This is a genomic window from Nocardia sp. NBC_00508 (genome assembly GCF_036346875.1).
In the GTDB taxonomy this organism is placed as follows: Bacteria; Actinomycetota; Actinomycetes; order Mycobacteriales; family Mycobacteriaceae; genus Nocardia.
Genome location: NZ_CP107852.1, coordinates 276,447 through 283,175, shown reverse-complemented (window position 1 = coordinate 283,175; position 6,729 = coordinate 276,447). Strand labels below are relative to the sequence as shown.

The following is a 6,729-nucleotide window of genomic DNA, read 5'->3' as shown; positions in this document are numbered from 1 at the left end:
GCGTTGGCCGTGGGTGAGGACAGGAGAAGATTGCCGCGTTCGAGCTGAATACCCCGATTCGGGGCACGTCACTGGAGGCCGCGCATGCGCCCCGTAATTCTGGATCTCGCCGCGCACGACTACGCGATGATCGACGCGGAGGAATACCTGCGCGCCGTGATGGCATGGCATTTCAGCGAGGAGACCGGCAGCCCGTACTGGCTGCGCCGGGCGCGGACGCTGGATTTCGACCCGATCGCCGACGTCCGCACGTTCGCGGATCTGCGCCGCTTTCCCAATGTCATCGACGAGTTCCGCACCGTCGCCGTGGAGGACCTGATGCCGCGCGGGTTGCAGGGCGCCGACCGCGACATCGCGGGCATCTACGAGAGCGGGGGCACCACCGGCGCGCCGAAACGGTTCGTCATGTTCGACCGCTGGATGGAGTTCGCGCTCAGCTGGGACGAGCACCACTACGCCGACCTCGGCACGGTGAACACCCTGGCCGTGGCGCCGAGCGGCCCGCACATGTTCGGGGAGTTCGCGCAGCGCAGGGCGCGCAGGCATCGCGGCGTCCGGTTCACCGTCGATCTCGATCCGCGGTGGATCAAGCAGATGATCGCGCGCGGCGATACCGAGAACACCGAGCGGTACGCCGAGCACGTCGTCGACCAGGTCGCGCAGATCCTCACCACCCAGTGCGTCGGGATCCTGATCACCACGCCGCCGCTGCTGGAGCGGATCGCGCGCCGCGACGACCTGGTGGAGCAGATTCGCCGGAAGATCAAGTTCATCTGCTGGAGCGGAGCGCACATGGACGCCGATTCCCGCGAGATCTTCCGGCAGGAAATCTTCCCCGGCATTCCGCTCAAAGGGCTCTACGGCAGCACCACCATTCTGGGCATGTCCCGGGAGCGCGACGAAGAGCGCGAGGACGGGCTGCCCGTCTTCGACCCGCCGAGCCCCTACCTCGCGTTCGAGGTGGTCGACCCGGAGACCGGCGACGACGTCGCCTACGGGGAGCGCGGGCAGGTCGTGATGCATCACCTCACGAAATACGCTCTGCTGCCGAACAATCCGGAACGCGACTTCGCCATGAAGGTCCAGCCGCCGAAGGGCGCGGTCGGTTGCTCCGTCGCCGACGTCGCGCCGATGACCTCGTTCGGCGGCGCCGAGGTGATCGAGGGGGTGTACTGATGAACGAGTTCGTGCACATCGACGCGCTCGGCCCGCAGGGCAGTTTTCGCGCGCGCGACCGCAAGCCGCTGACGACGCTGTCCGGCGCGCCGATCGGGGAGATCTCCCAGGTGCCGCCGCTGTTTGTGCGACGTGCGCTGGCGGCGATGCGCAACGCGCCCGTGCTGCCCGCCGCCGAGCGGTTCGCGGTGCTGGAACGTGCGGCCGACCTGTTCACCGAGGCCGAGATCGGCGGGCTGGGTCCGGAGGAGTACGCACAACTGGTCTGCGTCGCGTCGGGCGTGCCGCTGGCGGTGGTGTGGCAGTCGGTGCGGTGGGTCGCGGACGTGCTGCGCGAGCAGCGCGCCACGCTCGAGTTCGCGATGCCGAAGGGCGCGGTAGCGGATTGGCAGCACGAGCGCACCCTCGGCGGCTGCGCGGTCTGGACCAGGAAGGGCGACCTGTTCGCCGTGCACGCGGCCGGGAACACGCCCGCGGTGCACGGGTTGTGGCCGGAGGCCCTGGCGCTCGGCTACAAGGTGGCGGTGCGGCCCTCGACCAGGGAGCCGTATACCGCGTTCCGTCTGGTCAGTGCGCTGCGCATGGCAGGCATGCCGCCGGAGCTGGTCACCTTGCTGCCGACCGACTACGCTGCCGCCGACGTGCTGGTGGCCGAATCCGATTTCGCCATCGTCTACGGCGGACAGGACGTGGTCGACAAGTACGGCGGCAGCGCGCGGGTGCTCACCCAGGGACCGGGACGCTCGAAGATCCTGGTGACCGCGGACGTGGACTGGCGCGACAAGGTCGCGCTGATCGCCGAGTCGGTGAGCCATCTCGGTGGCACGGCCTGCACCTGCACCACCGCGGTGCTCGTCGAGGGCGATCCGGAGCCGCTGGCGCGTGCGCTCGCCGCGGAGCTGGCGGCGATCCCGAGTCTGCCCGCCGAGCACCCCGACGCGATCCTGACCGTGCAGCCCACCGAATCCGTGGCGGCGATGGACCGCTACCTGCGTCAGGTCGCGGGCGAGGCACGTCCGCTGCTGGGCGGCGACACGATCGTCGACGAGGTGTCTCCGGGCGCGGCAGTCCTCCGTCCCGCGGTTCACCTCGTCGACAGCAGTACCGCGCCGCAATTCGCGGTGGAGCTCGCCTTCCCGTGCGTGTGGGTCGGGCCCTGGTCGCCCTCGGACGGCGTTGCCCCGCTGCGTGATTCGCTGGTCCTCACCGCGATGACCGAGCGACGCGATCTCATCGACGCCCTGCTGGACGAGCCGACCATCACCAACCTCTACCTCGGCGACAACCCGACCACCTGGCTGCGTCCCGGCGTCCCGCACGACAGCTATCTCGGCGAATTCCTCATGCGCACCAAGGGAATGATCCGGTCGGCGCCGGGAGCTGCGAACGAGGCGTGAGGGGTGCCGCCCTCGGTCAGTGGGAGATGTGGTCCGGAGGCGCGGCGCGGTCGTGCAGGGTCAGTAGGAGATGGTCGAAACGGGTGCGCTGCTGAACCAGGGCACCGCCCATCGCGACGATGTCGGCGACGAGTTGCTCGGCCAGCATGCGGATCTTGATGTTGGTTTCCTGTGAGCGCCAGCGCAGCACCCGGAACGCCTGGTCGGCGTTGACGCCGTAGACGAACATGACGATGCCTTTGGCCTGTTCGATCACCGCGCGGGCATCGATGAGGTCGGGCAGCAGGTCGTCGACGGCTTCCTGGCGGTTGTCCTGGAGCGTCTCGGTGACATCGAGGTAGTAACCAGCGGTGCCGACGACGGCGCCCTGGTCGTCGAGCAGTTGATCGCCGATCACGATCACGTCGTGGGTGGCACCCGAGGTGTCGATGATCCGGTGGCGGCTGCAGAACGGCGCCGCCGCCTCGATGGCGTCGGCGAGCGTCTTGGCGACCTGCTCGCGGTCGTCCGGGTGCTGATGGCCCAGCACCAGCTCGGTGGACGGCTCGGCCTCACCGGGGGAGTAACCGTGCATCGCGGCGACGTCTTCGGACCACGCCCACCGCTGCTCGGCGAACCAGAACCGAAAACTGCCGATGTCGGGGCAGCCGCCGAGCGCGCTGCGCGCAGGGTCCTGTCGGCACTGTCCCGTCTCTGTCACTCGTCCAGTATGGCCGGGCCACCTGCTCGGCGCGCAGGTCCGAGGTCCTCGGTGACGGTGACCTTTTGCGTTTGTCGCCGCGCTGGTCAGGGCCTGCGGCGGACTCCGAAGCCGATCGCGGCGATCAGGGCCACGGCGGCGAGCGCGATGCCTCCGAGCCATCGGGCGGCGGTGTCTCGGGGCCCGTCTCGGGCACCGCGCGCGTGCAATGCTCGGTCGATCCATCGAAATCCCGATGCCTGAAATCGGACCTCTTATTCGTCATCTATGGCGGCGCAGGACTACTTTCGAGGGTGTCGCCGCTGACGATGCCACTGCGGCAGGTCGGTCGAACCGCTGCGGCATGCGGTCGGGCCAGCGCGATACGCCTCGATGATCGAACCCCGGTTACCGGGTTCCGGACGACGGAGACAACAGACCATGTCGAAGATCCTTTTCGTGATGACCGGCGTCGACTACTGGACGCTCGCTGATGGGACGAAGCACCCGACCGGTTTCTGGGCCGAGGAGTTCGTGGTGCCCTTCGAGAAACTGAAGGCCGCGGGCCACGAGATCGTGGTCGCCACGCCCGGCGGCGTCGTACCGAGCGTGGACAACAGCAGCCTCGCCGCAGAGGTCAACGGTGGCCGGGAGACCGCCGAGCACCGTGCGCACGTGATCACCACGAGTGCCGAACTGAACAATCCTGTCGAGCTGGCGGATGTCGACCTCGCCGACTACGCCGCGGTGTTCTACCCCGGTGGGCACGGACCGATGGAAGATCTCGCCGTCGACGTCGACTCCGGCCGCCTGCTCACCGCCGCCTTGGCATCGGGCAAGCCCTTGGCAGTGGTGTGCCACGCACCGGCAGCGCTGCTCACCGCCAACCACGACGACGGCAGCAGCAGCTTCGCGGGCTACGCCCTCACCGGCTTCACCAACGCCGAAGAGACGCAGGCGGGTTTCGCAGGCAAAGCCAAATGGCTCCTCCAGGACCGCTTGGTCCAGATCGGTGCCGATTTCCGCGAGGCCGACCCGTGGACACCGCACGTGGTGGTGGACCGCACGCTGATCACCGGCCAGAACCCGGCTTCGTCGGCGGGTGTGGCGGACGAGCTGCTGAAGAGGCTGGGCTGATCACGGCCGCCGACCGGCTCCGGCGGCGCGTTCTGCCGGCGGAGCCGGTCAGTCGAAACGTCTCCTTCTTCGAGTAGTTCACTACTCGTGCACGCCCTGCCCGGCGAACCGATGATGATCGTGGCTGGTGGCCTGCGCCCGGCGTCACCGCGTCCGCCGAACATGGAGTCGACAATGCCTGCGAAGAATCATTTATCCGACCGTCGGCAGGGCGACCTGATCATCGCTCTGCGAAAGTTCATCGGCACCAAGGGTGAGGATTTGCTCGAGGATCCCGACATTTCCTCGATCGGTGTCGGTTACAAGGAGATCGACGGGGAACCGACCACCGAGATTTCGGTGCAGTTCACCGTGAACGAGAAGGTAGCTGAACCGGACACATTCGAAGCGCTGCGAACGCCGTCCATTCCGGAGCGCATCACCGTCGACGAGGCGGCGGTCGCGACCGGATACGACCCGAGTTTCCTCGCCTCGCCGATTTCGCCCCCTGCCGTCGACGCGCGGGTTCGCCCCGACGTCGCCACGGCGCACGACGGTGCGGACGTGCTGCATTACACGCATTTCTCCCTCGCGATGCGCCGTTCCCGCCGGTTCGCCATCTGGGTGGCGTGGAACATCGACGGTGCCTCGATCAGAAAACTCTCGCGAAAGAAGATCGACTTCGTCAAAGACCCGAGACTCGATGCGGACGCGCAGGTCGGCAACGAGTTGTACCACGAGAACCGGCTCGATCGCGGCCACCTTGCGCGACGGGCCGATCTGCTCTGGGGGAGTGCGGCCGTGGCCGCGAAAGCCAACAAGGACTCGTTCTTCTACACCAATATCACGCCGCAGATGGACGACTTCAATCAGAGCGCGCGCAACGGGATCTGGGGCCGTCTCGAAGACGCGGTCTTCGCCGACACCACCGTCGACGACCTCAAGGTGAGCGCGTTCGGCGGCCCGGTCTTCGCCGACGACGACCGGGAGTTCCGGCAAGTCAAGATCCCGCGCGAGTTCTGGAAGGTCATCGCGTTCGCCGAGAACGGCGAGCTGCGGGCCCGCGGGTTCCTGTTGAGCCAGAACCTGCAGCCGCTCGAAGCGCTGGACCTGGACGAGTTCCGCGTCTTCCAGGTTCCGTTGACCGAAATCGAGCAGCGGGCACTGGTCCGCTTCCCGCAAGCCCTGCGAGACGCGGATCTGCACGTGGCGCCGGAGGAATTATCCGGTCCGTTGAACGCGGTTTCGGAGATCCGGTGGTGAATCGCCGATTCGGAGTACTCGTGGACCGGTCCCGGGATCACGTAGTCGGCTACTCGCGCCGAAAGTCCGTGGAATGCGCATGATGTTCTGGTACGAGGTGGCCGAGATCGACCGGCCCGTCTTGCGTCTGCGAAATGAAGATCGACGTCGCGATCGAAGTAGTGAAATGGTGCTCATCGACCACAATGCCATGAATACGACGTGTTTGCAGCTCACGTTGGTCGAGGAATTCGCCCTACGCAGCAGCGGTTGCCGGTTTTCCGTTCCGCACGCGGCAGAACGGGTGCTGACCTATCTCGCGCTGCTGAATCGACCGGTCGCTCGTGGCCGCCTTGCCGGTGCGCTGTGGCCGGAATGCGCTGATCGCTGCGCGGCGCAGCGTCTGCGAACCGCTCTGTGGCGCTTGCGTCGCGTCCAGGACGCCCTCGTGGAGATCACCGGTGATCGGCTTCGCCTCCACCCGGACGTATCCGTCGACCTGGCATTCCTCACCGAATTGGCGCACCGGCTGGTTCACCAGCCTTGCTCGGAGGATCTCGCGCGGGTTCCGCTGCTACTGCATCGCGGGGAGCTGCTGCCGGACTGGGACGAGGAGTGGGTGGTCGTCGACCGGGAACGATTTCGACTGGCCCGGGTTGCGGCGCTCGAATCGGCGGCCGAAGCATTGCTGGAACGTCGGCAGGTCGGCGCGGCCCTGATGGCCGCGTCGGCGGTCGTGGCGGCAGAGCCGCTGCGAGAAAGCTCCCGCCGGATTCTGATGCGGATTCATCTCGCGCAGGGCAACAAGATCGACGCCCTCCGTGAATACCAGCGATACCGAGACTTGCTGCGGGCCGAGTTCGGCGCCGAGCCGTCGTCGGAAATCGAAGACCTGCTCCTCCGCGTCCACGAGTGCGATACCGCGACGATCGAGTGGGCTCCCGGATGACGGACACGAGGCACTACGGGCTCCGTGACGACGGATGACGAACGTCATCGGGGAGGACCTTCCGCGCCAGGTGAGACGGCGAGGTGACGGTGGTGTGACGCGCACGATGAAAACTCGGCCGGTAGCGGACATGCCCCGGTAGCGGACGTGCCAACACCAACTTCTGTTCT

At 67.1% G+C, this 6,729-nt stretch carries 6 protein-coding genes; 5 read left to right on the top strand and 1 reads right to left on the bottom strand.

All coding sequences use genetic code 11. The annotated features are described in order from the left end of the window. The first annotated feature begins 84 nt into the window (after positions 1-84). Together OHA40_RS01165 and OHA40_RS01160 are read left to right on the top strand one after the other, a co-directional pair. On the top strand, positions 85-1,176 hold the full coding sequence (locus OHA40_RS01165; RefSeq protein ID WP_330231209.1) for an AMP-binding protein: 1,092 nt from the start codon (positions 85-87) through the stop codon (positions 1,174-1,176). Further along, a complete protein-coding gene (locus tag OHA40_RS01160) occupies positions 1,176-2,573 on the top strand; it encodes an aldehyde dehydrogenase family protein (RefSeq protein ID WP_330231208.1) in 1,398 nt (465 codons plus the stop codon). The genes OHA40_RS01165 and OHA40_RS01160 overlap by 1 nt, the downstream gene beginning before the upstream one ends. A 16-nt stretch (positions 2,574-2,589) precedes the next feature. Here the strand turns inward: OHA40_RS01160 and OHA40_RS01155 are convergent, their stop codons facing one another. Further along, on the bottom strand, positions 2,590-3,273 hold the full coding sequence (locus OHA40_RS01155; protein ID WP_330231207.1) for a PAS and ANTAR domain-containing protein: 684 nt from the start codon (positions 3,271-3,273) through the stop codon (positions 2,590-2,592). Between the two features lie 420 nt (positions 3,274-3,693). Here OHA40_RS01155 and OHA40_RS01150 point away from each other — a divergent pair, with 420 nt between their 5' ends. The 3 genes from OHA40_RS01150 to OHA40_RS01140 all read left to right on the top strand — a co-directional run bounded on the left by OHA40_RS01150 (position 3,694) and on the right by OHA40_RS01140 (position 6,559). Beyond that, positions 3,694-4,389 carry a type 1 glutamine amidotransferase domain-containing protein gene (locus OHA40_RS01150; RefSeq protein WP_330231206.1) on the top strand — a complete coding sequence of 232 codons (696 nt, stop codon included), beginning with the start codon at positions 3,694-3,696 and terminating at the stop codon, positions 4,387-4,389. Between the two features lie 174 nt (positions 4,390-4,563). Next, on the top strand, positions 4,564-5,631 hold the full coding sequence (locus tag OHA40_RS01145; protein WP_330231205.1) for a DNA/RNA non-specific endonuclease: 1,068 nt from the start codon (positions 4,564-4,566) through the stop codon (positions 5,629-5,631). 190 nt (positions 5,632-5,821) lie between these two features. Then, entirely contained in the window at positions 5,822-6,559 is a 738-nt protein-coding gene (locus OHA40_RS01140; protein WP_330231204.1) for an AfsR/SARP family transcriptional regulator, read from the top strand. Positions 6,560-6,729 lie beyond the last annotated feature (170 nt).